At 33.1% G+C, this 23,255-nt stretch carries 38 protein-coding genes; all 38 read right to left on the bottom strand.

Annotated features, from left to right (window positions below):
- Positions 1-15: 15 nt before the first annotated feature.
- The 38 genes from truA to tuf all read right to left on the bottom strand — a co-directional run bounded on the left by truA (position 16) and on the right by tuf (position 23,188).
- A complete protein-coding gene (truA, locus tag ACX6CF_RS12000; RefSeq protein WP_458785573.1) occupies positions 16-753 on the bottom strand; it encodes a tRNA pseudouridine(38-40) synthase TruA in 738 nt (245 codons plus the stop codon).
- 33 nt (positions 754-786) lie between these two features.
- A complete protein-coding gene (locus ACX6CF_RS12005) occupies positions 787-1,578 on the bottom strand; it encodes an energy-coupling factor transporter transmembrane component T family protein (protein WP_458785574.1) in 792 nt (263 codons plus the stop codon).
- Positions 1,575-2,435, bottom strand: coding sequence for an energy-coupling factor transporter ATPase (locus tag ACX6CF_RS12010; RefSeq protein ID WP_458785575.1), 861 nt, complete (start codon positions 2,433-2,435; stop codon positions 1,575-1,577). The genes ACX6CF_RS12005 and ACX6CF_RS12010 overlap by 4 nt, the downstream gene beginning before the upstream one ends.
- Complete coding sequence (locus ACX6CF_RS12015) at positions 2,420-3,271, bottom strand: energy-coupling factor transporter ATPase (RefSeq protein WP_458785576.1); 852 nt, start codon at positions 3,269-3,271, stop codon at positions 2,420-2,422. Before ACX6CF_RS12015 ends, ACX6CF_RS12010 begins: the two co-directional genes overlap by 16 nt.
- A 217-nt stretch (positions 3,272-3,488) precedes the next feature.
- Entirely contained in the window at positions 3,489-4,025 is a 537-nt protein-coding gene (locus ACX6CF_RS12020) for a bL17 family ribosomal protein (RefSeq protein ID WP_458785577.1), read from the bottom strand.
- Between the two features lie 55 nt (positions 4,026-4,080).
- Positions 4,081-5,040, bottom strand: a complete 960-nt coding sequence (locus ACX6CF_RS12025; protein WP_458785578.1) for a DNA-directed RNA polymerase subunit alpha — start codon at positions 5,038-5,040, stop codon at positions 4,081-4,083.
- A 201-nt stretch (positions 5,041-5,241) separates the two neighbouring features.
- Positions 5,242-5,868 (bottom strand): 30S ribosomal protein S4, encoded by a 627-nt coding sequence (rpsD, locus tag ACX6CF_RS12030; protein ID WP_458785579.1) that lies wholly within the window; start codon positions 5,866-5,868, stop codon positions 5,242-5,244.
- A 28-nt stretch (positions 5,869-5,896) separates the two neighbouring features.
- On the bottom strand, positions 5,897-6,292 hold the full coding sequence (gene rpsK / locus ACX6CF_RS12035; protein ID WP_458785580.1) for a 30S ribosomal protein S11: 396 nt from the start codon (positions 6,290-6,292) through the stop codon (positions 5,897-5,899).
- A gap of 21 nt (positions 6,293-6,313) precedes the next feature.
- Entirely contained in the window at positions 6,314-6,682 is a 369-nt protein-coding gene (gene rpsM, locus ACX6CF_RS12040) for a 30S ribosomal protein S13 (protein WP_458785581.1), read from the bottom strand.
- Between the two features lie 550 nt (positions 6,683-7,232).
- Positions 7,233-7,346 (bottom strand): 50S ribosomal protein L36, encoded by a 114-nt coding sequence (rpmJ, locus tag ACX6CF_RS12045; RefSeq protein WP_113672514.1) that lies wholly within the window; start codon positions 7,344-7,346, stop codon positions 7,233-7,235.
- Between the two features lie 187 nt (positions 7,347-7,533).
- Positions 7,534-7,752 carry a translation initiation factor IF-1 gene (gene infA / locus ACX6CF_RS12050; RefSeq protein WP_113672515.1) on the bottom strand — a complete coding sequence of 73 codons (219 nt, stop codon included), beginning with the start codon at positions 7,750-7,752 and terminating at the stop codon, positions 7,534-7,536.
- Between the two features lie 20 nt (positions 7,753-7,772).
- Positions 7,773-8,048: an RNA-binding protein gene (locus ACX6CF_RS12055; RefSeq protein ID WP_458785582.1), complete on the bottom strand. Its 276-nt coding sequence runs from the start codon at positions 8,046-8,048 to the stop codon at positions 7,773-7,775.
- 17 nt (positions 8,049-8,065) lie between these two features.
- Complete coding sequence (gene map, locus ACX6CF_RS12060; protein WP_458785583.1) at positions 8,066-8,815, bottom strand: type I methionyl aminopeptidase; 750 nt, start codon at positions 8,813-8,815, stop codon at positions 8,066-8,068.
- A 4-nt stretch (positions 8,816-8,819) separates the two neighbouring features.
- Positions 8,820-9,464 carry an adenylate kinase gene (locus ACX6CF_RS12065; protein WP_458785584.1) on the bottom strand — a complete coding sequence of 215 codons (645 nt, stop codon included), beginning with the start codon at positions 9,462-9,464 and terminating at the stop codon, positions 8,820-8,822.
- Between the two features lie 102 nt (positions 9,465-9,566).
- Positions 9,567-10,838 (bottom strand): preprotein translocase subunit SecY, encoded by a 1,272-nt coding sequence (gene secY, locus ACX6CF_RS12070; RefSeq protein WP_458785585.1) that lies wholly within the window; start codon positions 10,836-10,838, stop codon positions 9,567-9,569.
- Entirely contained in the window at positions 10,839-11,279 is a 441-nt protein-coding gene (rplO, locus tag ACX6CF_RS12075; protein WP_458785586.1) for a 50S ribosomal protein L15, read from the bottom strand.
- 32 nt (positions 11,280-11,311) lie between these two features.
- Positions 11,312-11,494 (bottom strand): 50S ribosomal protein L30, encoded by a 183-nt coding sequence (rpmD, locus tag ACX6CF_RS12080; protein ID WP_458785587.1) that lies wholly within the window; start codon positions 11,492-11,494, stop codon positions 11,312-11,314.
- A gap of 12 nt (positions 11,495-11,506) precedes the next feature.
- Positions 11,507-12,016 (bottom strand): 30S ribosomal protein S5, encoded by a 510-nt coding sequence (gene rpsE, locus ACX6CF_RS12085; protein ID WP_458785588.1) that lies wholly within the window; start codon positions 12,014-12,016, stop codon positions 11,507-11,509.
- A 16-nt stretch (positions 12,017-12,032) separates the two neighbouring features.
- Positions 12,033-12,401: a 50S ribosomal protein L18 gene (rplR, locus tag ACX6CF_RS12090; RefSeq protein ID WP_458785589.1), complete on the bottom strand. Its 369-nt coding sequence runs from the start codon at positions 12,399-12,401 to the stop codon at positions 12,033-12,035.
- A gap of 24 nt (positions 12,402-12,425) precedes the next feature.
- Complete coding sequence (gene rplF, locus ACX6CF_RS12095) at positions 12,426-12,959, bottom strand: 50S ribosomal protein L6 (RefSeq protein ID WP_458785590.1); 534 nt, start codon at positions 12,957-12,959, stop codon at positions 12,426-12,428.
- Positions 12,960-13,050: 91 nt separating this feature from the next.
- Complete coding sequence (gene rpsH, locus ACX6CF_RS12100; RefSeq protein ID WP_458785591.1) at positions 13,051-13,452, bottom strand: 30S ribosomal protein S8; 402 nt, start codon at positions 13,450-13,452, stop codon at positions 13,051-13,053.
- 30 nt (positions 13,453-13,482) lie between these two features.
- Entirely contained in the window at positions 13,483-13,668 is a 186-nt protein-coding gene (locus ACX6CF_RS12105) for a type Z 30S ribosomal protein S14 (protein ID WP_458785592.1), read from the bottom strand.
- Between the two features lie 18 nt (positions 13,669-13,686).
- Positions 13,687-14,226 (bottom strand): 50S ribosomal protein L5, encoded by a 540-nt coding sequence (gene rplE / locus ACX6CF_RS12110; protein ID WP_458785593.1) that lies wholly within the window; start codon positions 14,224-14,226, stop codon positions 13,687-13,689.
- A 23-nt stretch (positions 14,227-14,249) separates the two neighbouring features.
- Entirely contained in the window at positions 14,250-14,585 is a 336-nt protein-coding gene (rplX, locus tag ACX6CF_RS12115; protein WP_458785594.1) for a 50S ribosomal protein L24, read from the bottom strand.
- 13 nt (positions 14,586-14,598) lie between these two features.
- Positions 14,599-14,967 (bottom strand): 50S ribosomal protein L14, encoded by a 369-nt coding sequence (gene rplN / locus ACX6CF_RS12120; protein WP_281812714.1) that lies wholly within the window; start codon positions 14,965-14,967, stop codon positions 14,599-14,601.
- A 31-nt stretch (positions 14,968-14,998) separates the two neighbouring features.
- Positions 14,999-15,256 carry a 30S ribosomal protein S17 gene (gene rpsQ, locus ACX6CF_RS12125; protein WP_458785595.1) on the bottom strand — a complete coding sequence of 86 codons (258 nt, stop codon included), beginning with the start codon at positions 15,254-15,256 and terminating at the stop codon, positions 14,999-15,001.
- Positions 15,257-15,276: 20 nt separating this feature from the next.
- Positions 15,277-15,486, bottom strand: a complete 210-nt coding sequence (gene rpmC, locus ACX6CF_RS12130) for a 50S ribosomal protein L29 (RefSeq protein ID WP_458785596.1) — start codon at positions 15,484-15,486, stop codon at positions 15,277-15,279.
- A complete protein-coding gene (gene rplP / locus ACX6CF_RS12135; protein ID WP_458785597.1) occupies positions 15,473-15,913 on the bottom strand; it encodes a 50S ribosomal protein L16 in 441 nt (146 codons plus the stop codon). The genes rpmC and rplP overlap by 14 nt, the downstream gene beginning before the upstream one ends.
- Entirely contained in the window at positions 15,913-16,572 is a 660-nt protein-coding gene (rpsC, locus tag ACX6CF_RS12140) for a 30S ribosomal protein S3 (RefSeq protein ID WP_458785598.1), read from the bottom strand. Before rpsC ends, rplP begins: the two co-directional genes overlap by 1 nt.
- A 15-nt stretch (positions 16,573-16,587) precedes the next feature.
- A complete protein-coding gene (rplV, locus tag ACX6CF_RS12145) occupies positions 16,588-16,974 on the bottom strand; it encodes a 50S ribosomal protein L22 (RefSeq protein ID WP_458785599.1) in 387 nt (128 codons plus the stop codon).
- 45 nt (positions 16,975-17,019) lie between these two features.
- Entirely contained in the window at positions 17,020-17,301 is a 282-nt protein-coding gene (gene rpsS / locus ACX6CF_RS12150; protein ID WP_458785600.1) for a 30S ribosomal protein S19, read from the bottom strand.
- Between the two features lie 26 nt (positions 17,302-17,327).
- The gene (gene rplB, locus ACX6CF_RS12155; protein ID WP_458785601.1) at positions 17,328-18,164 is read right to left on the bottom strand and encodes a 50S ribosomal protein L2; all 837 of its coding nucleotides are present in this window, start codon (positions 18,162-18,164) and stop codon (positions 17,328-17,330) included.
- Between the two features lie 97 nt (positions 18,165-18,261).
- Positions 18,262-18,561: a 50S ribosomal protein L23 gene (gene rplW / locus ACX6CF_RS12160; protein ID WP_458785602.1), complete on the bottom strand. Its 300-nt coding sequence runs from the start codon at positions 18,559-18,561 to the stop codon at positions 18,262-18,264.
- The gene (gene rplD / locus ACX6CF_RS12165) at positions 18,561-19,181 is read right to left on the bottom strand and encodes a 50S ribosomal protein L4 (protein ID WP_458785603.1); all 621 of its coding nucleotides are present in this window, start codon (positions 19,179-19,181) and stop codon (positions 18,561-18,563) included. Before rplD ends, rplW begins: the two co-directional genes overlap by 1 nt.
- A gap of 26 nt (positions 19,182-19,207) precedes the next feature.
- Positions 19,208-19,837, bottom strand: coding sequence for a 50S ribosomal protein L3 (gene rplC / locus ACX6CF_RS12170; RefSeq protein ID WP_458785604.1), 630 nt, complete (start codon positions 19,835-19,837; stop codon positions 19,208-19,210).
- Positions 19,838-19,948: 111 nt separating this feature from the next.
- On the bottom strand, positions 19,949-20,260 hold the full coding sequence (gene rpsJ, locus ACX6CF_RS12175) for a 30S ribosomal protein S10 (protein WP_458785605.1): 312 nt from the start codon (positions 20,258-20,260) through the stop codon (positions 19,949-19,951).
- A gap of 400 nt (positions 20,261-20,660) precedes the next feature.
- Positions 20,661-21,605: an AraC family transcriptional regulator gene (locus ACX6CF_RS12180; protein WP_458785606.1), complete on the bottom strand. Its 945-nt coding sequence runs from the start codon at positions 21,603-21,605 to the stop codon at positions 20,661-20,663.
- Positions 21,606-21,997: 392 nt separating this feature from the next.
- Complete coding sequence (gene tuf, locus ACX6CF_RS12185) at positions 21,998-23,188, bottom strand: elongation factor Tu (RefSeq protein WP_458785607.1); 1,191 nt, start codon at positions 23,186-23,188, stop codon at positions 21,998-22,000.
- Positions 23,189-23,255: the final 67 nt, after the last annotated feature.

Raw genomic sequence — 23,255 nt, forward strand, 5'->3', positions numbered from 1 at the left:
CCTCCTTTTCACAATTTAATTATAATTAATTTTCATTAGAGTCAATCCTTTAGCTGGAGCGGTGGCCCCTGCTTTATTTCTGTCTTTTGATTTAATAATATCTATAATATAATCTGGTTTAGTTTTTCCTCTTCCAACATCTATTAGTGTTCCTGCAATTATTCTAACCATATTATATAAAAATCCATTTCCATTAATACTAATAACAATCATTTCATCTTTTACGCTAACATCACATCTGTAAATTTCTCTAACCGTAGTTTTAACACTACTTCCCGTCGAACAAAAAGATTTGAAATCATGTTTACCTATAAAACATCCAGCAGCCTCTTTCATCTTATCTATATCTAATGATTTATGGTAAAAATAAGCATATCTATTATGTTGAGGCAATGGAAACTTAGAATTGTATATTCTATATTCATATGTTTTATTTTTTGCATTGTATCTTGGGTGAAAACTATTAGCAACCCATTTTGCATCTCTTATTACTATGTCCTCAGGTAAATAGGCATTAATCGCATAAGGTATTTTATTAATAGGTATTGATGTTTCTACTTTTAATACAACAATCTGACCTAATGCATGAACACCTGTGTCAGTTCTACTTGCACCGATTAATTTTATTTCCCGGGAAAACAATTTTTGACAAGCTTCAGTAATTTTTTGTTCAATGGTAATTACGTTCTTTTGCACTTGCCATCCACAATACTTAGTTCCATCATAAGCTACTACTAGCATAATATTACCCATCAATTTCACCTTCATATATAATTTCCATATTAATCAAAGAATGATAAGTATAGTAATGTAAACTACTAATACAATCAATGCACCTAAATCGTATTTTGTATATTTTAGTTGTTTCATTCTTGTTCGTCCTTCTCCACCTCTATAACATCTAGCTTCCATCGCTAAAGCTAAATCATCTGCTCTTCTAAATGCAGATATAAATAATGGTACTAGTAATGGAATAAGGCTTTTAGCTCTTTTTACAATACCACCAGATTCAAAGTCAGCTCCTCTAGCCATCTGAGCCTTCATTATTTTATCAGTCTCTTCTAACAATATAGGTATGAATCTTAATGCTATGGTCATCATCATAGCAATTTCATGAGCCGGTACTCTTATTTTTTTTAATGGATTCAATGAGTATTCAATTCCATCAGTCAATTGTATCGGTGAAGTAGTAAGTGTAAGTATTGATGAACCAATTATAAGAAAAATAAGCCTAACAGCCATTAGAGCGGCAAAATATAAGCCTTCCTTATATACTACAATACTTCCTATATTAAATAGTTTCTCTTCTCCCGGAGTAAAAAACAAATTAAGTACAACAGTTAGTATAATTATTATAAATATTGCCTTTAAACCTTTTAACATGAATTTCAAAGGTACTTTGGATATAATTATTACCACTCCTAGATATATAAATGCCACAACATATCCCCATATATTATCAGCAATGAATAATGAGATAATAAAAGCAAGAGTTCCTAATAATTTCATTCTAGGGTCCAACTTGTGTATATATGAATTAGCAGGATAGTATTGACCAATTGTTATGTCTCTAATCATCTTTTCACATCCTCACTAATAGCATGCATTATTTCATCATAAGCTTCTTGTATCGTAGTTACTTCATTAGTAACGCGAAAACCTTTGTTGTTAAGTTCTTGCATCAAGTATGTTACCTGTGGAACACCAAGTCCCATTGATTCTAATTCCTCAATATGATTAAATACTTTCTTAGGTATGTCATCATATTTTACTCCGCCTTTATCCATTACAATTATACGTTCCACGTATTTTCCTACATCTTCCATACTATGAGAAACTAATATGACTGTTATCCCTAATTCTTCATGTAATTTAGATATCTCGTCTAAAATCTCATCTCTACCTCTTGGATCAAGACCGGCTGTTGGTTCATCAAGTATGAGAACATCTGGTTTCATTGCTAGAACACCAGCAATTGCTACCCTTCTTTTTTGTCCTCCTGATAATTCGAATGGTGATTTTTCATATGTTTCTTCACCTAATCCAACAATTTTTATAGCTTCTTTCACTCTCTTATCAATTTCTTCTTTTTCCAATCCCATATTGGAAGGTCCAAAAGATACATCCTTATAGACACTCATTTCAAATAACTGATGTTCTGGATATTGGAAAACCAATCCTACCTTTTGCCTTATTTCCCTTAAAGGTTTTGCTTTACTATGTATATCTATATTATTAACATATACATTTCCCCTTGCAGGCTTTAATAATCCATTGAAATGCTGAATTAATGTAGATTTTCCTGAACCTGTATGTCCAATAAGACCTACAAATTCCCCGTCTTCAATTTCTAGAGATACATCATCAATAGCTTTTTTTTCAAAAGGTGTACTCTGACTATAAATATATGTTAAGTTATCTATTTTAATTGACATAATGCATCAACCATTTCCTTTACATTAAGTATATTTGCTGATATATTAATATTATTTTTTCTAAGCATATAGGCTAGTTCTGTTACTTGCGGAACATCCAATCCTAATGTCTTCATCTGTTCTACCTGTGTAAAAACTTCATCTGGTGTACCTTGTAAAGCCATCTTACCTTCATCCATTACATATACTTTATCTGCCTCAATCGCTTCTTCCATATAATGTGTAATAAGAATAATTGTTATATTTTCATTTCTATTTAATTCCTGAACCGTTTCTATTACTTCTTTTCTCCCTGATGGATCAAGCATAGCTGTTGGTTCATCTAGAATAATACATTCCGGCTTCATAGCTAATACTCCCGCAATAGCAATTCTCTGCTTTTGTCCACCTGATAATTTATTAGGTGAATGGGTACTATATGCTGTCATGCCTACTGTATCTAGTGCATTATCTACTCTTTTTCTTATTTCTTTTGGCTCTATCCCTAAATTCTCTGGTCCGAAGGCAACATCTTCCTCTACTACAGTAGCAATTATCTGATTGTCAGGATTTTGAAATACCATACCAGCTGTTTGCCTTATATTCCATATATCATCCTCTTTTTTGGTATCCATACCCTTTACCCATAGAGTACCCTCTGAAGGCGTTAAAAGAGCATTTAAATGCTTTGCCATAGTAGATTTACCAGAACCATTATGTCCTAGAATAGCTATGAATTCTCCTTTATTTATATCTATATCTACATGATCAAGGGCTCTATTTAATTCTTCTATTTCGCCCATATCATTATGGGTATGATATTCATATACTAGACCTCTAGATTTTATCATTTCCATATATTACACCACCTATTGGTATATTATTATTGTCAAGTAATATATACTAGTATAAGCATTCACTTATATAAAAAAGTGACTGTTTCATTTTATACTTATAATAGTATATATTACCATACCCCAAAACTCAATAAAATTAATAAATTTATCTTTAATTACAAAGAAGGGATTAAGTGCACATATGCCTTAATCCCTATTATTATCTACTAATGCAAAATTACACTAATTCAATAATTACTTCTTCTGCACCGTCACCTCTACGAGGTCCTATTTTAATAATTCTTGTATATCCACCATTTCTATCAGAATACTTTGGCGCAATCTCATCAAATAACTTATCAACTAAGTTAACTTGTTTAGTATTTGCTTTTTTACCAGCATTCTTTACAGGCACTTCTTTTACTGGGTATAAAACCTTAAGCATTTGTCTACGTGCGTGTAATCTAGAAGCGCTATCTTTTTTAATATTTTTTTCAATATTTTCAGTTTCAGTAACTTTTTTACCATCTACAACTGTCTTAACTCTTTTTCCATCAGCAGTTTTTTTAGGTACTTTTTGAGTTACAGTTACTGTTTCATAATTATCTTTTTCCTTTACGGATAATGCTATTATTTTTTCCGCAAGTTTACGAACTTCTTTTGCTTTACTAACTGTAGTTTTAATTTGTCCATGATAGATCAAATTAGTAACTTGGTTTCTTAGTAATGCTTTTCTTTGTGAAGAAGTTCTTCCAAGCTTTCTATATCCTGCCATTTCTGTTTAACCTCCTTTTTTCCAGATGTTATAATATATAAAGATTTAATTAGTATTACTCATCACTAGGTTTTAGAGATAATTCTAATTCTTTTAATTTCGCCAATACTTCTTCTAAGGATTTACGACCAAGGTTACGTACCTTCATCATATCTTCAGATGTTCTATTGGTAAGTTCTTCAACAGTATTGATACCTGCTCTCTTCAAACAGTTATATGAACGTACAGATAGTTCTAATTCATCAATACTCATTTCTAGAACTTTTTCTTTTTCATCATCTTCTTTTTCAACCATTACTTCAGCATTCTTAGCGTTTTCTGATAGGTCAATAAAAAGATTAAGATGTTCGCTAAGTACTTTAGCTGCTAAACTAACAGACTCATCAGGAGATAATGTTCCGTTTGTCCAGACTTCCAAAGTTAATTTATCATAATCAGTAATTTGACCAACACGAGTGTTTTCAACTATTAGGTTAACTCTTTCTACTGGTGTGTATATAGAGTCAACTGGAATAACACCTATTGGTTGATCTTCTGATTTGTTTTTGTCAGCACTAATGTAGCCTCTACCTTTTGTAATAGTAAGTTCCATAAATAATTTACTGTCAGCTCCACCACTAAGTGTAGCAATTGGTAAATCAGGGTTTATGATTTCAATATCAGGATCAGCTTGAATATCCGCAGCTGTTACGACACCTTCACCTTCAAACTCTATATATGCCACTTTTGGCTCTGGACTATCACTATTATTTCTAATAGCTAAGTGCTTAATATTCATAATAACTTCAGTAACATCTTCTTTAACACCTGGTATTGAGGAAAATTCATGCAATACCCCTTCAATCTTAACGCTACTTATAGAAGCACCAGGTAATGATGATAACATAATTCTTCGTAATGAATTACCTAAAGTAGTTCCGTAACCTCTTTCAAGAGGCTCTATTACAAAACGACCATATCTGTTATCCTCAGCTATTTCAACGATATCAATTTTCGGTTTTTCAAAATCAAACATTCAATGACCCTCCTTTATTCTTTATTTTACCATAGGATTTATAGTTTTATAAATACCTTTTTTCCTATGTAGACTTGAAGCGCAAGGAGCGCTATGTCCATGCTCTGAGGGTAGTAAACATCAAGTCAATTTTTGTGCACACATTTTTTTGACTTATAGTTAAATAAATTACTAATATAGATTCTATATACCTATATATTATTATTTTGAATATAACTCGACGATTAATGTTTCTTCGATATTACTATCGATTTGTTCTCTATTTGGAACAGAAACAACTTTAACTGTCTTGTTTTCTATATCAGCATCTATCCATTCTGGGACAATTCTTGAACTTGTAGTTTCTACAATATCCTTAAATCTTTGGATGCTTAATGATTTTTCTTTAACTTCAATAACATCTCCTGGTTTCACTTGATATGAAGGGATGTTAACTTTTTTACCATTTACTGTAATATGATTATGTCTAACCACTTGTCTTGCTTCAGTTCTTGAACGACCAAGACCAGCTCTATAAACAACATTATCTAATCTAGTTTCAAGGATTATAAGTAAATTTTCACCTGTAATACCTTTTCTTTTATCAGCATCTGCGAAGTAATTTCTAAATTGTGTTTCTAAAACACCATAGATTCTTTTCGCTTTTTGCTTTTGTCTTAATTGTAAACCATACTCAGAAACTTTGGTACGTCTTTTACCATGATCTCCTGGAGCATAAGGTCTACGATCCATAGCACATTTTCCTGTATAACATCTTTCGCCTTTTAAGAAAAGTTTTTCACCTTCTCTACGACAAAGTCTGCAAACTGCACCTGTATATCTTGCCATTTTTTATTACACCTCCTAGCCGATTGAATTATACTCTTCTACGTTTTGGTGGACGACAACCATTATGTGGTACTGGTGTTACGTCTTTTATACTTGTAACCTCAAGTCCAGCAGCTTGAAGTGCTCTAATAGCAGCTTCTCTTCCTGAACCAGGTCCTTTAACCATTACTTCAACTATTTTCAAACCATGTATCATTCCTGCTTTTGCAGCAGTGTCAGCTGCCATTTGAGCAGCATATGGTGTAGATTTTCTTGAACCTCTAAATCCAAGTCCTCCAGCACTTGCCCATGAAATTGCATTTCCTTGAGTATCTGTTAACGTAACAATTGTATTATTAAATGTTGATTTGATATGCGCTTGTCCACGTTCAATATGCTTTTTCACACGCTTTTTGGTCCCTCTTTTGGACACTTTCTTTGCCATTAATCAAACCTCCCTTATGGGTTATTTTTTCTTATTAGCTACTGTTCTTTTTGGTCCTTTTCTTGTTCTAGCATTCGTTTTAGTCTTTTGTCCTCTAACAGGAAGACCTCTTCTATGACGAATACCACGATAACATCCTATTTCCATTAAACGTTTTATGTTTAATGCTCTTTCTCTTCTAAGATCCCCTTCAACTATTTGAGAATTATCTATAATCTCACGAATCTTTGCTGATTCTTCATCTGTTAAGTCTCTTACTCTTGTATCGGGATTAATACCTGCTTCTTTTAATATACGATTAGAGCTTGTTCTACCAATACCATAGATATATGTTAGACCAATTTCTACACGTTTTTCTCTTGGTAAATCAACACCTGCAATACGAGCCATGTGATTTCACACCTCCGTTTTTTAAGGTAAGGAATGAATAATAATCTAATGCGGTGAAAGTTATTAGATAATATTATCCCAACATATCTGGTTCACAATATTAAATGATTTAGTGAGAATCATTTAATGATTATTTTTTAATTCCGTAATAACTTACTAGAACAACCCATCCTGGTGAGTCATTACTCAGCCGCTTATATCTTACTTTTCAAGATTACCAATTAATAATCCCAAAAATGTAATTCATAATTAAACACTAAGGTTATCTTATAATTTCAACCCTAATTTTATGCATAATATCACAATTAGTAATTATATACTATCTTAATATTATATGCAATACTTTTTTAAATTTTTAACAAAAGTAACATAAATTATACATTATTGTTAAACTTTAACCATCATGTATTATTTATACTTTCTTTTATCCTAATAGGAAAGTTCTTCTTATTTTCTATGAAATCTTTTATGTGACTAAGTCACCTTCTTATTCTATAAACGTATTCCCGTTTATAGAATCTCAATAAGAAAATTAAGATTATCTATATGATCAACCTTGTTTTTGTTTATGTTTTGGGTTCTCACAGATAACGCGAACTCTACCTTTTCTTTTAATAATCTTGCATTTTTCACACATAGGTTTTACGGACGCTCTTACTTTCATCTTTCTTGCTCCTTCCTAAACAATTGAGTTTTGTTTGGGTACATTTCAAGGTTTAAGATAGCTGTGTTCGATATTTTAATGAATAAAATTAAAACACTCTGTTAAATTGTTGACCTTATTAGGGGTATTCATTCAACTTATATCAAACAATATCAATTGTTATTTTGCTTATTACTAAAGTTACCTCTTATTTGTCTCTCCAAATAATTCTTCCCTTAGTTAAATCATATGGAGAAAGTTCAACCGTTACTTTGTCACCAGGTAAAATTCTTATATAGTTCATTCTCAACTTACCGCTGATATGAGCTAAGATTTTATGTCCATTCTCAAGCTCAACTTGAAACATAGCATTAGGTAATTTCTCTAATACTGTTCCTTCTACTTCTATTACATCCTTCTTTGACATTTTATCAACCTCCTCCACCATTAACTTTGGTCGTTAACTTTGTAAACAGCTAAATTTCTTCTTATCTCGACATTTGTAACTTTTTTATCTCTAATCAATTTTTCTTTAATCTCATGGATTATATGATTTGTAGGTTGTATATGTTTGATCTTCTTTTGCTTAGGTTTTTCAATTCGTCTTAAATTACCGTCCGCTAAATAAGCATATTCACCTTTTATATTTATTATGACAAATATTTTATCTTTATCTCTACCGGCCTTCGATTTTACTACTTGACCATATTGTAATTCGTTCATAGTATAACACCTCAGCCTTAAATAGTAAGAAGTTCATAACCATCTTCAGTTATGCAGATAGTATTCTCATAATGAGCTGATAATGACCCATCCATTGTTACAACAGTCCAATCATCATCTAACCATCTAACTTCATACCTTCCAATATTAATCATAGGTTCTACTGCAATTACCATATTTTTTAGAAGCCTCGGACCTCTACCAATTACTTTAAAATTGGGAACTTGAGGTTCTTCATGTAATTTACGTCCAACACCATGTCCAACTAAGTCTCTTACAACTGAATAGCCTCTTTCTTCAACATAGTTTTGTACAGCAGATGAAATTTGGTGTAAATGATTGCCTTCCTTAATGACTTTCAATCCTTCAAAAAAGCATTGTTTAGTAACATCAATCAGGTTTCTAGCTTCATCACTTATCTCACCAACACCATGTGTCCTAGCAGCATCGCCATGAAAACCGTTATAGTAAGCACCAATATCAATACTTATTATATCGCCTTCTTTTAAAATTCTTTTTTTGGTAGGAATACCATGCACAACTTCTTCATTAATTGAAGCACAGATATTAGCTGGATATCCATTATAATCTTTAAAAGACGGAATGGCGTTTTTACTTCTAATAAATTCTTCTGCAGCCTTATCCAGGTCAAATGTAGATATTCCTGGTTTTATCATTGATTCTAGTAATTCATGAGCTCCCGCAACTATTTTACCTGCTTCTCTCATGATTGCTATTTCTTCGTTGGTTTTAATTGTTATTGACATACACTTACGCTCCTAATATCTTAACAATACTCTTAGTAACATCATCAATGTCAACTGTTCCATCAACAGTTATTAAGATGTTTTTTTCTCCATAATATTCTATTAATGGACTAGTTTGCTTGTGATAAATTTCTAATCTCTTGAGTACTGTCTCTTCTTTATCATCATCTCTAAGTATCAGTTCTCCTGTACAGTTATCACAAATATCTTCCTTTTTTGGTGGATTATACTTTATATGATAAGTTGCACCGCAATTTAAACATGCCCTTCTACCAGACATTCTTCTTACAATATTTTCATCAGGCACATCAATATTAATAGCATAATTAATTTTAGTTTTCATAGACATAAGCGCTTCGTCTAAACTCTCAGCTTGAGGTATTGTTCTTGGAAAGCCATCTAAAATGAAACCTTCTTTACAATCCTCTTGTAATAATCTATCAGCAACTATATCTACAACCAACTCATCTGGAACTAGTAAGCCTTTATCCATATATTGTTTGGCTTTCAATCCAAGTTCAGTCTTGTTTCTTATATTATCCCTAAATATATCACCTGTTGAAATGTGCGGAATATTATATTTCGCGGCTACCCTTTTTGCTTGTGTTCCTTTACCAGCACCAGGGGCACCTAACATAATTAATCTCATATTACAACCTCCAAAGTTATATCTTATATTAGAATTTTAAAGCCTCTAAGATTTAGAATGAAGATAGAATATTAGTTCTTACTTCATTCTTAATCTATTCATCTATGCATTTAAAAATCCTTTATAGTGTCTCATAACCATTTGGGATTCAATTTGCTTAATTGTCTCAAGGGCAACACCTACAACGATAATAAGTGAAGTTCCACCAAATGTTACATTCATACTGAATACATTTGAAAGTATTACTGGAAGTAAAGCGATAAGTGCAAGTGCTAAAGCTCCAATTAATACAATTTTATTAAGAACATTTGATAAATAGTCAACAGTTGGTTTTCCTGGTCTAATACCTGGAACAAATCCACCATTCTTTTTCATATTATTAGCAACTTCAATTGGATTAAAAATAATTGAAGTATAGAAATAAGCAAAGAATAATATGAATACAAAGTAAATAAGCGCTCCTGATATACTAGTAATTTTCAAGAAGTTAATAACAGAACCCCACCATCCCTGTGGTTCACCAAAGAATTGAGTTATTGTTCCTGGGAACTGTAATAAGGATGAAGCAAAGATAACCGGAATAACTCCTGCCATGTTTACTTTGAGTGGTATATGTGTAGATTGTCCTCCATATACTTTTCTTCCCTGCATTCTCTTGGCATATTGTACTGGAATTCTTCTTTCGCCAAGTTGTATTAATACTACGAACATAACCATTAATACATATATGATTAATAATACAATTACAGGTACTAATTTATTTCCTCCAGTTGCTAGCTCATATAATTTCTTAGTTCCAAATGGTAATCTTGATATTATGTTAATAAAGATAATTAATGAAATACCATTTCCAACACCTTTAACTGTTATTTGCTCTCCAACCCACATTAAGAATGCTGTACCAGCAGTCATTGCAGTTACAGCAATAATTACTGACAATATATTATAATTATAGAATAAGCTTCTACCAAGTCCAATTGATATTGCAATTGATTGAAGTAAAGCTAATACTATAGTACCGTATCTAGTGATCTTAGCAATTTTTTTACGTCCTTCTTCTCCTTCTTTTTGCATTTCCTCAAGTTTTGGAATTGCAATTGTTAGAAGATTCATTATGATTGAGGATGTAATGTATGGAGTAATACCCATAGCAAACAATGTCATATCTTTGAAGGCACCACCTGAGAATGCATCAAACATACCAAGTAATCCAGCATCATCTGCATTACCAAACATGTTTTGAACAACTTCAGGATTAATTAACGGTATTCTTATATGTGCGCCAATACGTATAGCAAAAAACATTAACATAGTGTAAATTATCTTTTTTCTCAAATCAGGTATTTTAAATGCATCACGAAGTGTTCTTAACATTTAAACCACCTCTGCTTTCCCGCCAGCGGCTTCAATTTTTTCTATTGCTGATTTACTAAATGCATTAACTTTTACTGTAAGTTTTTTAGTTAAATCACCATTTCCTAATATCTTAATACCGTCTTTAGGATTTTTAACAACGCCTTGTTCGATTAAAGTTTCAACAGATACTGTAGCACCTGTTTCAAATCTATTTAAGACATTAACATTAATTCCAACGATCTCTTTTGAATTTCTGCAAGTAAAACCTCTTTTAGGAAGTCTTCTGTATAGTGGCATTTGACCCCCTTCAAATCCAGGTCTTACTCCACCGCCGGAACGAGATTTTTGTCCGTTGTGTCCTCTTCCTGCAGTTTTACCATTTCCAGAAGCATGTCCTCTTCCTTTTCTGAAATTAGATTTTCTTGATCCTTCTGCTGGTTTTAATTCTGTCAAATTCATACTGTTACACCTCCTTGCTTATTTTAACCCAATTAAATTTCTACTACTTTTACTAAATGTTGTATAGAATTGACCATACCTCTAATTGCTTTATTATCTTTTTGTTCAACAGTTTTATGAAGTTTTGTTAGTCCTAAAGCTTCTGCTGTTTTTCTATGTTTAGGAATGGCTCCAATTGTGGATTTAACTAAAGTAATTTTTAATTTATCTGCCATCTTGGTTCCCTCCTATCCTAAAAGCTCTTCAATTGATTTACCACGAAGTTTAGCTACTTCTTCAGGAGTTTTAAGTCCATCAAGTCCTGCAACAGTAGCAGTTACTACATTGTTCTTATTATTAGAACCTAATGACTTTGTTCTAATATTCTTGATTCCTGCAAGTTCAAGTACTGCACGAGCTGGTCCACCAGCTATAACACCTGTTCCTTCTGGTGCTCTTTTCATTAAAACGGAAGCACTACCAAATTTACCGATATAATCATGTGGAATACTACCATTTTCATCTATAGGAACTTCAATAAGTCTTTTTTTTGCGTCGTCGATACCTTTACGAATAGCTTCAGGAATTTCTGTAGCTTTTCCTACACCTGCACCTACATGCCCATTCTCATCTCCGACCACTACTAAAGCTGCAAAACGGAAGTTACGCCCTCCCTTTACTACCTTAGTAACACGTCTTATTGATACTACTTTTTCTTTTAGATCTAGCTTACTAGCATCAATCATTGTACGCTTCATGCTTCTACCTCCTTACTTAGAATTTTAACCCAGCTTCTCTAGCTGAGTCTGCTAATGCTTTTACTTTACCTTGATAAATGTATCCGCCTCTATCGAAAATAACTTCTTTAACACCTTTTTCAACAGCTCTTTTAGCAACAGTTTCTCCAACAAGAGCTGCCGCTTTTACATTATTAGTTTTTTCTAAACTACTAGTAATGTCTTTTTCAACTGTAGAAGCTGCTGCTAAAGTATGACCAGTTAGATCATCGATAACTTGTGCATACATATGTTTGTCACTTCGAAAAACCACTAAACGAGGTCTTTCAGAAGTACCAACTATATTATTACGTATTCTTCTATGCTTCTTAACACGCACTTTAGTTCGTGATGTTTTCTTTATCATGGATTTCACCCCTTTGCTATTTTACTATTTACCAGTTTCTTTACGTCTGATTATTTCATCAGCGTATTTAATTCCTTTGCCTTTGTATGGCTCAGGCGGTCTCTTAAATCTTATTTCCGCTGCGTATTGACCTACTCTTGCTTTGTCAATTCCTTTTACGATAATAACATTTTGTCCTTCTACAACTGCTTCAAGACCTTCTGGATCTTCCATTTCAACTGGATGTGAATATCCTAAAGATAATACTAATTTTTTACCTTGTTTTTGTGCTCTATATCCAACACCATTGATTTCCAATTTCTTTTCGTAACCTTTAGTTACTCCTTCAACCATGTTACCAATAAGAGTTCTAGTTAAACCGTGTAATGATTTCATCTTCTTTAAATCATTTGGTCTATTTACTAACACTTGGCTCTCTTCTTTAGAAATTAACATTTCTTTTGGTAATTGTTGTTCTAAAGTACCTTTTGGTCCTTTAACAGTTACAAAGTTGCTTTCTGTAACACTTACTTCTACTCCTGCTGGGATTTCTACAGGTAATTTACCAATACGTGACATGTTTGCACCTCCTCGGATTAAATACCTTTGCAATTTTACAAAGCTTCATCCATTATATTTTATTTTTTACGCTTAACTATTCGAGGAATAATTACCATATAAAAGCAATTACTTCTCCACCAACGTTTTGCTTTCTAGCTTCTTTATCAGTTACAATACCTTTATTAGTTGAGATGATAGCAGTTCCAAGTCCACCTAATACTTTTGGTAATTCATCTTTACCTGCATATACTCTAAGTCCAGGTTTAGATATTTTCTTGATTCCAGCTATTACCTTTTCATTTTTATCTTTACCATATTTCATTTCTACACGGATAGTTTTAATTAATCCGTCTTCTATTAATTTATATCCTTTTACGTACCCTTCATTTACCAAAATGTCAGCAACAGCTTGCTTCATTTTTGAAGCAGGTACATCTACAAAATCATGTTTAGCAGTATTTCCGTTACGGATTCTTGTTAACATATCTGCAATTGGATCGCTCATTGTCATTATTTGTGGCCTCCTTCCTATTACTAAATCTTACCAACTAGCTTTTCTTACACCTGGGATTTGTCCTTTGTACGCTAATTCACGGAAACAGATTCTACATATTCCATATTTTCTTAAATATCCGTGAGGTCTTCCACATATTCTACAACGGTTATAAGCTCTTGATGAAAACTTTGGCTTAAGTTGTTGTTTAACTTTCATTGATGTTTTTGCCATTTAATCGTTTCCTCCTTATTATTTTTTAAAAGGCATTCCGAATAATGTTAATAATTCACGAGCTTCTTCATCAGTCTTAGCTGTAGTAACGAAGATAATATCCATACCTCTAACTTTATCAACTTTATCATATTCGATCTCAGGAAAGATTAATTGCTCTTTAATACCTAAAGCATAGTTACCTCTACCATCAAATGCGTTAGGATTAACACCTCTAAAGTCTCTAACTCTTGGTAGGGCTAAGTTAATTAGACGATCAGCAAATTCAAACATTCTGCTACCTCTAAGTGTAACTTTACATCCTATTGGCATACCTTCTCTTACTTTGAAAGCTGCAACAGATTTTTTTGCTTTTGTTATAATAGGTTTTTGGCCAGCGATTATTGTCATATCACTAACAGCAGAATCTAGAATCTTACGATTCTCTTTTGCTTCTCCAACGCCCATGTTTATAACTATTTTTTCAATTTTTGGTACAGCCATTTTATTTTTATAGTTAAATTTTTTCATCATAGCGTCTACAATTTCATTATTGTAAACCTCTTTTATTCTACTCAATCTAGTTAGCCTCCTCTCTACTATTAATCAATAACTTCACCTGTTGATTTAGCTACTCTATATCTAACATTTTTAGTACGTCCATTTCTGTCTTCTTTTTCAATTTTAATACCTAATCTTGTAGGTTTTCCTTTATGAACATACATTACTTTTGAAGAATTTAATGCTGCTTCTTGGTGAACAATTCCACCTTGTTGATTAGCAGCGCTTGGTTTTGTATGTTTTGTAACCATGTTAATGCCTTCAATTATTACTTTACCATTTTTTCTATCTACAATTAAAATTTTTCCTTCTTTTCCTTTGTCTTTTCCAGAAATAACTTTAACAGTATCACCTGATTTTAGTTTTGTTTTATACACTTATTACACCTCCCTATAATACTTCTGGTGCTAATGATAGGATTTTCATGTATTTTTTCTCTCTTAACTCTCTAGCAACAGGTCCAAAAATACGAGTTCCTTTTGGTGTCTTATCATCTTTGATTATAACCGCTGCATTTTGGTCAAATTTGATATAAGAACCGTCTTTACGACGTGCACCTTTTTTAGTTCTAACTACTACAGCTCTTACTACTTCACCTTTTTTAACAACGCCACCTGGTGTTGCATCTTTAACAGTAGCAACTATTACATCTCCAATGTTTGCATATCTCCTAGTTGATCCTCCTAATACTCTAATGCAAAGGATTTCTTTTGCACCTGTATTATCGGCAACTTTAAGTCTGGATTCTTGTTGGATCATTAGATGAACCTCCTTTCAGCAAATACAAATCTTATTTTGCTTTCTCTACTATTTCTACTAATCTCCATCTTTTATCTTTTGATAAAGGTCTTGTTTCCATAACGCGTACTCTATCACCAATGCCGCATTCATTTTTTTCATCATGGGCTTTTAACTTGTAAGTTCTTTTTACAACTTTACCATATAATGGATGTTTTACACTGTTTTCAACAGCTACAACAACTGTTTTATCCATTTTATCACTAACAACTCTACCTATACGAACTTTACGTAGATTTCTATCAGCCACTTGAATTCCTCCTTCCAAGGTTACCTAGCAACCTTTAATTGCTCAGTTATAATTGTTTGAATTCTAGCTATATTTTTTCTAACCTCTTTTATTCTTCCTGTATTATCTAATTGGTTAGTCGCATTTTGAAATCTTAGGTTGAATAATTCTTTTTTTGCAGTAACTAAATCTTCATTAAGTTCTGCAGAAGATTTATTTCTTAATTCTTCAATGTATTTAGTTGACTTCACAATTATCACCGCCTTCTAGCTCTGCACGAGAATAAATTTTACATTTACATGGTAACTTGTGCATAGCAAGTCTTAATGCCTCTTTAGCCACTTCTTCTTCTATTCCAGCAATTTCGAACATTACACGGCCTGGCTTTACTACTGCTACCCAGTATTCAGGTGATCCTTTTCCTTTACCCATTCTTGTTTCAGCAGGTTTTGCTGTAACTGGTTTATCAGGGAAAATTTTAATCCAAACCTGACCACCACGTTTGATATAACGAGTCATAGCAACACGGGCAGCTTCTATTTGATTTGATTTAATCCAGCAAGGCTCTAATGCAACAATACCATATTCACCGTAGTTGATTTTATTTCCTCTTAACGCTTTACCTTTCATGTTGCCACGAAATTGTTTACGGCGTTTAACTCTCTTTGGAATTAACATTACTTCCCTCTCCCTTCTCTCTTAGTAACTTGACCAGGAAGAACTTCGCCATTATAAATAAATATCTTTACACCAATTTTTCCATAAATTGTATTTGCTTCAGCAAATCCATAATCTATATCTGCACGAAGTGTCTGTAGAGGAATTGTTCCCTCATTATATGATTCTGTACGAGCCATTTCTGCTCCACCTAAACGTCCTGCACAGATAGCTTTAATACCTTTTGCTCCTGCTTTCATTGTTCTTCCCATTGATTGCTTCATAGCTCTACGGAAAGATACACGGTTTTCAAGTTGAAGCGCGATGTTTTCAGCAACTAATTGAGCATTTTTTTCTGGTCTTTTTACTTCAACGATATTCACGATTACTTTACTAGCAGTCATTTTTTGTAACTCAGTTCTTAATTTTTCAATTGATGAACCGCCTTTACCAATAACAATACCAGGTTTAGCTGTGTGAATGTTAATTTTTACTCTTTCTGATGCTCTTTCTATTTCAATCCTAGATACACCAGCTGAATATAATTTCTTTTTGATATATGTTCTTAATTTATTGTCTTCTATTAAAAGGTCTGCAAAATCCTTTTCTGCGTACCACTTTGCATCCCAATCTTTAATAATTCCGACTCTTAGTCCATGTGGGTTGACTTTTTGTCCCATTCTTTCCCTCCTTATCTATCTTTCGTTAAGAATGATTGTGATATGACTAGATTTCTTCTCTATTCTATACGCTCTACCTTGTGCTCTTGGTCTTATTCTTTTCATTGTAGGTCCTTTGTTAGCAAAAGCTTCTTCAACGTATAAGTTAGCTGGATCTAATCCATCATTATTCTCAGCATTAGCTATCGCAGATTTTAAAACTTTCTCTATAATTCTAGCACCATTTCTAGGTGTATAGTTTAATATACCTACGGCTGCACCTACATTTTTTCCTTTAATTGTATCAAGTACAATTTTAGCTTTTGTTGATGAAACTCTAGCATAGGATACTTTTGCTTTAGGTCTAGTATCTTTGTTAGCATTTCTTTCTCTTTTTATCTGACTTCTATGCCCTTTAGCCATTATAAATTAGCCTCCTTCCATACCGCATATACCGAATATACCGAATTAACGTAATTTGGTTTTCTTTTCGTCTTTTCCATGACCTCTATAAGTTCTTGTTAGCACGAATTCTCCTAATTTATGTCCTACCATATCTTCGCTTATATAAACAGGTACATGTCTTCTTCCGTCATGAATTGCAATAGTGTGACCTAGCATTTCAGGGAATATAGTGGAACGTCTTGACCATGTTTTAATTACTTGTTTATCGCCTTTTTCATTTAATACTCTTACTTTGTTTAGTAAGTGCTCATCTGCGAAAGGTCCTTTTTTAAGTGAACGAGCCATTAACTCAAACCTCCTTTTAGTGGTTATTATTTATTACTTCCACGTTTTCTTATGATATATTTGTTAGAGTGTTTATTTTTCTTTCTAGTTTTGTAACCAAGTGCTGGTTTACCCCAAGGTGTCATTGGACTTGGACGACCAACAGGTGCTCTACCTTCTCCACCACCGTGTGGATGGTCATTAGGGTTCATAACAGAACCACGAACTGTAGGACGGATACCCATGTGACGTTTACGTCCAGCTTTACCAATTGTAATAAGTTCATGATCTATATTTCCAACTTGACCGATAGTAGCTTTACAAAGTATTGGAACTACTCTCATTTCTCCAGATGGTAATCTAAGTGTTGCAAATTTACCTTCTTTTGCCATAAGTTGTGCTACATTACCAGCAGAACGAACTAATTGTCCACCTTTACATGGTTTTAATTCAATGTTATGAATACTTGAACCTACTGGAATATCTTTAAGTTGTAATGCATTTCCAATTTTAATTTCAGCTTCTGGTCCACTCATTACTTTATGTCCAACTTTCAAGCCATTTGGTGAAAGAATATAACGCTTTTCTCCATCTATATATTGTATTAATGCAATATTGGCTGAACGATTTGGATCATATTCAATAGCTACCACTTTACCTGGAACACCATCTTTATTTCTCTTGAAATCTATCATTCTATATTTAATCTTAGATCCGCCACCACGGTGTCTTACTGTAATCTTACCTTCATTGTTACGTCCAGAATGTTTTTTTAGACTTACTACTAATGATTTTTCAGGAGTTTTTTTAGTAATCTCCTCAAAAGTAGAACCTGTCATATGTCTTCTGGAAGGTGTATAAGGGTTATATTTTTTAATACCCATGAATTGCACTCCTTTCAAAAGTATATCGACACACGCTACCGTGTGTATCTTCTAACTATCTATTTACTAGTCATCTTATACTTTAATTGTATTGTTATTACATACCTTCAAAGAAATCTATTTCTTTACTACCTTCTGTTAATTTAACAATAGCTTTCTTTGTCTTAGCAGTTTTACCAAAAGTCATACCTCTTCTTTTTACTTTACCAATATCATTCATAGTATTGACTTTTTCAACTTTTGTTCCTTCGAACATTTTTTCTACCGCTTCTTTTATTTGAGTCTTTGTTGCTTCTGTATGAACTAAGAAAGTGTATTTTCTGTCAGTCATAACTTCCATACTTTTTTCAGTAACAACAGGTTTTAATATTATGTCATAATATTTTAAATCAGCCATTATGCATACACCTCCTGCATTGTAGCAACCGCATCTTTAGTTACCACAAAAGTATCATATTTTAGAATGTCATATACATTAATTGTATTAGTTAATGATGTTTTTACACCTCTAATATTACGAGTTGATAAAATAACATTTTGGTCATTTTCATTTAAAACTAATAATGCCTTACGTACATTTAAGTTAGCTAAAACAGTACTCATCTTTTTAGTTTTAATTTCATCGAACTTTAACTCATCAACAACAATAAATTTTTTGTCATTTACTCTTGAAGTTAATGCTGATTTTAATGCCGCTTTTTTTTCTTTTTTATTTAATTTAATTGAATAATCTCTTGGCTTTGGAGCAAATACAACTCCACCACCAGTCCATTGTGGTGCACGAATTGATCCTTGTCTCGCTCTACCTGTTCCTTTTTGTCTCCAAGGCTTAGCACCGCCACCTCTTACTTCTGAACGAGTTTTTGCACTTTGTGTGCCTTGGCGTTTATTTGCAAGCTGTCCTATAACTGACATATGCATTAAGTGTTCGTTTATTTCTACACCAAATATATTGTCATTAAGTTCTAGCTCTTCAACTTGTTTACCTTCCATGTTGTAAACAGAAACTTTTGCCATGATCGTTCCTCCTTCCTACGTATTAACTAAGCTTTTACGCTATTTACTATTGTTACTAATGATTTCTTAGGTCCTGGAACAGCACCTTTTATTAGAAGTAAATTGTTTTCAACATCTATTTTTACTACTTCTAAGTTTTGAACAGTTACATTCTCGCTACCCATATGTCCAGGTAATTTTTTACCCTTGAATACTTTTGAAGGTGAAGAAGCACCACCCATAGATCCAGATACTCTATGAGACTTAGAACCATGACCCATAGGTCCTCTTGATTGGTTATGTCTCTTAATTGATCCTTGGAATCCTTTACCTTTTGATACACCAGATACATCTACTTTGTCGCCAATTTCAAATGCATCAGCTTTAATTTCATTTCCTACTTCAAATTCATCAGCATTATCAAGTCTAAACTCTTTTATATGCTTTTTGAAGCTAACACCTGCTTTGTCAAAATGACCTTTCATTGGCTTATTGGTATGTTTTTCTTTCATATCACAAAATCCAACTTGTACAGCTTTATATCCGTCGTTTTCAACTGTTTTCACTTGTGTTACTGTACATGGTCCTGCTTCTAATACTGTTACAGGTACTAACTCTCCACTTTCTTCAAATATTTGAGTCATACCAATTTTTTTAGCTAATATAGCTTTTTTCATTTCCTTTGCACCTCCTAATAATCTACAGCGGATTACACATAAGTGTAATCATCCTAGATGGTTTATAGCCTTTATATAAACCTCTAAGGGATATTATACTAAGTTGTATAATTATTTTACATCTACTTTGATATCTACCCCTGCAGGTAGTTCAAGTCTCATTAAAGCATCTACTGTCTTAGCTGTTGGCATAAGTATGTCAATTAATCTTTTATGAGTTCTTTGTTCAAATTGCTCTCTAGAATCTTTGTACTTGTGCACCGCTCTAAGAATAGTTACAATCTCTTTCTTAGTAGGTAATGGAATTGGTCCACTCACCTTAGCACCAGTTTTCTTAGCTGTTTCAATAATTTTCTTTGAAGATTGATCGATTAATTGATGGTCATATGCTTTTAAGCTAATTCTCATTTTTTGACTTGCCATAAAAAAAGTCGCCTCCTTTTCGTACTATAGTACGACAAGTGGTGACTGTACATCGTTCCGTGTGTATCATATATCCTACACACCTCAAATCAAGCCTACATCGCTTTGACTTTATATTGTACAGTGACCTTGCCGCCAGTTTCTTGAACATGACATTCGCTCGATGTGAATTACCCGCTTAAAGCGGCAACCTCACATTTCAACGCTATCTTTGTCACAGCATTTATTAGTATACACTAAGAAATGCTATAATGCAAGGGATTTTCAATTTTTTTTTATGTTTTTTCTTTATTTTTGTAAACTACTACATAAATGTAAAAATGAGTCAATTTTATAGGAATATATTATTATTCTTACCAAAAAACAGTACTCGTAGGCACTGTTTTTTATAAACTCCATATTATTTTCTTTTAACTAATACCATTATATCCATTTCAGGTGGATTTTTTATAATATCAATAGGTGCACTCTGCACCTGTTGTGGTATAGGATGGTCTTTTAAACAACGATAATCGTAATACTCTACAGCAAAATCACCAATCATATCATAATCACTATTAGGTAACCATGTCTGTAAAAGATATGCCATAGCTTTATCCAAAGCAGCATTAGTCAATTCAAAGAAATTCTCCGCTGAGAAGGTACAAACTACATACAATCCTTTTGGTACAACATATTTATATAATTTATCATTAGTATTATCAAATTCATCAACTTGTACCGACGCCAGATAATTAAACTTCCCTTGTTTATCAGACGGAAAAGATATTCCATACTCCACGTTCATAATACTTTGGTTGTTTATTTTATTCTTCATCTCAACATACTTGTTCCAAGCTACTCCAGGATTATCCGGTCCCGCTACCCCTATCTCACATTCTTCCATAATCCCCATTACCTTAATATCTTTTTCTATTTCCTTAACACCAAATTCTATTACTACACCAGAAGCTATCAAAGGAACTCCAATATCCACAGCTCTATATTTCAAAGATATATCAGGCTTGTAAAAATGAGCAAGGGGTATCTCCTTCTTCTTATATTCACTAGGTGTCATACTATACACTGATTTAAATGCCCTAGTAAAAGTCTCCAAACTATTAAAACCATTCCCAAAGGCTATATCTGTAATCTTTCCACCATTATTGATATCCTCCGAAGCCCTAGCCACTCTTCTCAACCTAACATATTCCATTACTGTAACCCCAACCAGCTTATAAAATAATCTCTGAAAATAGAACTTCGATAACATACCCATCTCCGCTAACATATCAATACACATATCCTCATCTAAATGCTCTTCAATATAATCAATAACTCCCTGCATTTCCTTATACTCATACATTATTCTATCTCTCCTCCTTAGATTTATTGATTATATTATATCATCCCTCAATAACTCTTTCTTGATGATAAATGCCTTATTCACAAATATTTTTAACTAAATTATAGATCTATGATTATGAATTATTGATATATGACAAACAAAACGTCCCCATGTCCTGCAACCACTAGCCCACAACATAGGGGTATTAGTAATAGGTTTAACGCAGACCGACCGCTTCTCAGGGTAAGGCAAGTTAAACCTATTACTAATACCCCCTCTACTGGAATCAATATAACCAATAATGACTTCTAAATCTCTACCAAAAATATTTAAAAAAATAAAAATCTTTTAAATACAAAAAAAGCAGTGCATCAAGCACTGCTTTCCCTATATTAAATAATCAACTTATATTATTGAATAATTTCTGCTACTGATCCAGCACCTACAGTTCTTCCACCCTCACGGATAGCAAAACGTAAACCTTTTTCCATAGCGATTGGAGCAATAAGTTCAATTTCCATTTCGATGTTATCACCAGGCATACACATTTCTACACCTTCTGCAAGATTAATTACACCAGTGATATCAGTAGTTCTGAAATAAAATTGTGGTCTATAGTTTGAGAAAAATGGAGTATGACGTCCACCCTCTTCTTTTTTAAGAACATATACTTGAGCTTTGAATTTTGTATGAGGAGTAATTGTACCAGGCTTAGCTAATACTTGACCTCTTTCAATTTCTGTTCTTTGAATACCACGAAGTAATGCACCGATGTTGTCACCAGCTTGAGCTTCGTCTAATAATTTACGGAACATTTCTACTCCAGTACAAACAACTTTTCTTGATTCGCCAATTCCAACGATTTCAACTTCGTCTGATACATGTAATACTCCACGATCCACTCTACCAGTTGCAACAGTACCACGACCAGTAATTGAGAATACGTCCTCTATAGGCATTAAGAAAGGTTTGTCAACATCTCTTTCTGGAGATGGAATGTAACCATCTACTTCTTTCATTAAATCTAAGATTTTGTCTCCCCATTCGCCTGATGGATCTTCTAATGCTTTTAAAGCAGATCCCATAACGATAGGAATATCATCACCTGGGAAATCATATTCAGATAATAATTCTCTGATTTCCATTTCAACCAATTCTAATAATTCATCATCATCAACCATGTCACATTTGTTCATGAAAACAACGATGTATTGAACACCAACTTGACCTGATAAAAGAATATGCTCACGAGTTTGAGGCATTGGACCATCTGCAGCTGAAACAACTAAGATAGCACCGTCCATTTGTGCAGCACCAGTAATCATATTTTTAACATAGTCAGCATGACCTGGGCAGTCTACGTGTGCGTAATGTCTTAATTCTGTTTCATACTCAACGTGTGCTGTTGAGATAGTAATACCACGTTCTCTCTCTTCTGGAGCCTTATCGATATTATCAAAAGCAACTGCTTCTCCAGTTCCTAATCTCTCGTGTAAAGTTTTTGTAATTGCTGCAGTTAATGTTGTTTTACCATGGTCTACGTGTCCAATAGTACCAATATTAACATGTGGTTTAGTTCTTTCATATTTAGCTTTAGCCATTTAAAATCTTCCTCCTTTTATATCTAGGGCAAATCCCCTAATTTGTCCATTCATTTCTGAATTGGTC

The sequence above is a fragment of the Vallitalea sediminicola genome, assembly GCF_054408565.1.

What these genes read in the sequence shown, in the direction of transcription:
- rplW (WP_458785602.1), bottom strand. Translation starts at nt 18,561, where the DNA reads ATGGCTGATTTAAAATATTATGACATAATATTAAAACCTGTTGTTACT.
- ACX6CF_RS12010 (WP_458785575.1), bottom strand. Translation starts at nt 2,435, where the DNA reads ATGTCAATTAAAATAGATAACTTAACATATATTTATAGTCAGAGTACA.
- rplR (WP_458785589.1), bottom strand. Translation starts at nt 12,401, where the DNA reads ATGATAAAGAAAACATCACGAACTAAAGTGCGTGTTAAGAAGCATAGA.
- ACX6CF_RS12025 (WP_458785578.1), bottom strand. Translation starts at nt 5,040, where the DNA reads ATGTTTGATTTTGAAAAACCGAAAATTGATATCGTTGAAATAGCTGAG.
- ACX6CF_RS12015 (WP_458785576.1), bottom strand. Translation starts at nt 3,271, where the DNA reads ATGGAAATGATAAAATCTAGAGGTCTAGTATATGAATATCATACCCAT.
- rplP (WP_458785597.1), bottom strand. Translation starts at nt 15,913, where the DNA reads ATGTTAATTCCAAAGAGAGTTAAACGCCGTAAACAATTTCGTGGCAAC.
- rplV (WP_458785599.1), bottom strand. Translation starts at nt 16,974, where the DNA reads ATGGCTAAAGGGCATAGAAGTCAGATAAAAAGAGAAAGAAATGCTAAC.
- rpsK (WP_458785580.1), bottom strand. Translation starts at nt 6,292, where the DNA reads ATGGCAAAGAAAGTGTCCAAAAGAGGGACCAAAAAGCGTGTGAAAAAG.
- secY (WP_458785585.1), bottom strand. Translation starts at nt 10,838, where the DNA reads ATGTTAAGAACACTTCGTGATGCATTTAAAATACCTGATTTGAGAAAA.
- rplC (WP_458785604.1), bottom strand. Translation starts at nt 19,837, where the DNA reads ATGAAAAAAGCTATATTAGCTAAAAAAATTGGTATGACTCAAATATTT.
- rpsM (WP_458785581.1), bottom strand. Translation starts at nt 6,682, where the DNA reads ATGGCTCGTATTGCAGGTGTTGATTTACCAAGAGAAAAACGTGTAGAA.
- rpmD (WP_458785587.1), bottom strand. Translation starts at nt 11,494, where the DNA reads ATGGCAGATAAATTAAAAATTACTTTAGTTAAATCCACAATTGGAGCC.
- rpsE (WP_458785588.1), bottom strand. Translation starts at nt 12,016, where the DNA reads ATGAAGCGTACAATGATTGATGCTAGTAAGCTAGATCTAAAAGAAAAA.
- rpsS (WP_458785600.1), bottom strand. Translation starts at nt 17,301, where the DNA reads ATGGCTCGTTCACTTAAAAAAGGACCTTTCGCAGATGAGCACTTACTA.
- rplN (WP_281812714.1), bottom strand. Translation starts at nt 14,967, where the DNA reads ATGATCCAACAAGAATCCAGACTTAAAGTTGCCGATAATACAGGTGCA.
- rpsH (WP_458785591.1), bottom strand. Translation starts at nt 13,452, where the DNA reads ATGACAATGAGCGATCCAATTGCAGATATGTTAACAAGAATCCGTAAC.
- rplB (WP_458785601.1), bottom strand. Translation starts at nt 18,164, where the DNA reads ATGGGTATTAAAAAATATAACCCTTATACACCTTCCAGAAGACATATG.
- rpsD (WP_458785579.1), bottom strand. Translation starts at nt 5,868, where the DNA reads ATGGCAAGATATACAGGTGCAGTTTGCAGACTTTGTCGTAGAGAAGGT.
- ACX6CF_RS12055 (WP_458785582.1), bottom strand. Translation starts at nt 8,048, where the DNA reads ATGAACGAATTACAATATGGTCAAGTAGTAAAATCGAAGGCCGGTAGA.
- ACX6CF_RS12105 (WP_458785592.1), bottom strand. Translation starts at nt 13,668, where the DNA reads ATGGCAAAAACATCAATGAAAGTTAAACAACAACTTAAGCCAAAGTTT.
- tuf (WP_458785607.1), bottom strand. Translation starts at nt 23,188, where the DNA reads ATGGCTAAAGCTAAATATGAAAGAACTAAACCACATGTTAATATTGGT.
- rpmJ (WP_113672514.1), bottom strand. Translation starts at nt 7,346, where the DNA reads ATGAAAGTAAGAGCGTCCGTAAAACCTATGTGTGAAAAATGCAAGATT.
- rplD (WP_458785603.1), bottom strand. Translation starts at nt 19,181, where the DNA reads ATGGCAAAAGTTTCTGTTTACAACATGGAAGGTAAACAAGTTGAAGAG.
- ACX6CF_RS12005 (WP_458785574.1), bottom strand. Translation starts at nt 1,578, where the DNA reads ATGATTAGAGACATAACAATTGGTCAATACTATCCTGCTAATTCATAT.
- infA (WP_113672515.1), bottom strand. Translation starts at nt 7,752, where the DNA reads ATGTCAAAGAAGGATGTAATAGAAGTAGAAGGAACAGTATTAGAGAAA.
- rpsC (WP_458785598.1), bottom strand. Translation starts at nt 16,572, where the DNA reads ATGGGACAAAAAGTCAACCCACATGGACTAAGAGTCGGAATTATTAAA.
- map (WP_458785583.1), bottom strand. Translation starts at nt 8,815, where the DNA reads ATGTCAATAACAATTAAAACCAACGAAGAAATAGCAATCATGAGAGAA.
- ACX6CF_RS12020 (WP_458785577.1), bottom strand. Translation starts at nt 4,025, where the DNA reads ATGGCAGGATATAGAAAGCTTGGAAGAACTTCTTCACAAAGAAAAGCA.
- ACX6CF_RS12180 (WP_458785606.1), bottom strand. Translation starts at nt 21,605, where the DNA reads ATGTATGAGTATAAGGAAATGCAGGGAGTTATTGATTATATTGAAGAG.
- rpsJ (WP_458785605.1), bottom strand. Translation starts at nt 20,260, where the DNA reads ATGGCAAGTCAAAAAATGAGAATTAGCTTAAAAGCATATGACCATCAA.
- truA (WP_458785573.1), bottom strand. Translation starts at nt 753, where the DNA reads ATGGGTAATATTATGCTAGTAGTAGCTTATGATGGAACTAAGTATTGT.
- ACX6CF_RS12065 (WP_458785584.1), bottom strand. Translation starts at nt 9,464, where the DNA reads ATGAGATTAATTATGTTAGGTGCCCCTGGTGCTGGTAAAGGAACACAA.
- rplO (WP_458785586.1), bottom strand. Translation starts at nt 11,279, where the DNA reads ATGAATTTGACAGAATTAAAACCAGCAGAAGGATCAAGAAAATCTAAT.
- rplF (WP_458785590.1), bottom strand. Translation starts at nt 12,959, where the DNA reads ATGTCACGTATTGGTAAATTACCTGTAGAAATCCCAGCAGGAGTAGAA.